Here is a 642-nt window from a genome sequence, read left to right on the forward strand (position 1 = left end):
CTTGGGAGAGAGAAGTTGGCTGCGTGTGCGGGGGGGGTGACGGTTACGGGATGGGGTGGGGGGTGAGGGGTTAGCGGGGGTGGGAGAGGGGGGGGATCTTGTGGTTGGAGAGACTGTTGAGGTTGTGAGGGGCGTGGTGGTAGGCGGGGATGATGAGGTGGTGGAGGGTGTCGAGATGGTGGGGGTGAAGGAGGGAGGGGTGGATGGTGAGGGTGTGGGGGTGGTGGAGGAGGTGGAGGGGGTGGAGGGGGTGGAGGGGAGGTAGATGAGGAAGGGTGAGATGGAAGGTGGGGGTATGGGGATGAAGGGGGAGGTGAAGGGTGGTGGGAAGGTGTGGATGAAGATCTTGGGGGAGGGGCGGGTGAGGGAGAAGGCGCTGGGGGTGGGTATGGGTTCCGGTAAGGGGGGGGTGGAGAAGTGGGTGGGATATGAGTGAGGAGGATAGTGGGGTATGGGGAGGGGGTGGGTGAGGGAGGGGGGTGGGGGAGGGGGTTGGTGGTGAAGGTGGTGGGCGAGTAGCTGGTGGGGACGATGAGGAGGGGTAAGGCCAGGGGCGGTGAGAAGGGCGGGATGGCTGCGGCGGGGGGTGGGGAGGTGGTGATGGGGGGGGGAAGGATGATGGGAGAAGAGAGGTGAGAACGA

Annotated in this window: 2 protein-coding genes; both read left to right on the plus strand. The window is 65.6% G+C overall.

Annotation, left to right across the window (positions count from 1 at the left end):
• The first annotated feature begins 100 nt into the window (after positions 1-100).
• Positions 101-265, plus strand: a complete 165-nt coding sequence (locus FS507_RS17740) for a hypothetical protein (RefSeq protein WP_186314740.1) — start codon at positions 101-103, stop codon at positions 263-265.
• Entirely contained in the window at positions 266-436 is a 171-nt protein-coding gene (locus FS507_RS19825) for a hypothetical protein (protein WP_145943835.1), read from the plus strand. It abuts the gene before it with no gap.
• Positions 437-642: the final 206 nt, after the last annotated feature.

Origin of the sequence: Corynebacterium glyciniphilum AJ 3170, assembly GCF_007673095.1 — a bacterium.
In the GTDB taxonomy this organism is placed as follows: domain Bacteria; phylum Actinomycetota; class Actinomycetes; order Mycobacteriales; family Mycobacteriaceae; genus Corynebacterium.

Bases quoted from the DNA above. Each gene is read 5' to 3' on its own strand.
- FS507_RS19825 (WP_145943835.1), top strand. From the start codon at position 266: ATGAGGAAGGGTGAGATGGAAGGTGGGGGTATGGGGATGAAGGGGGAG.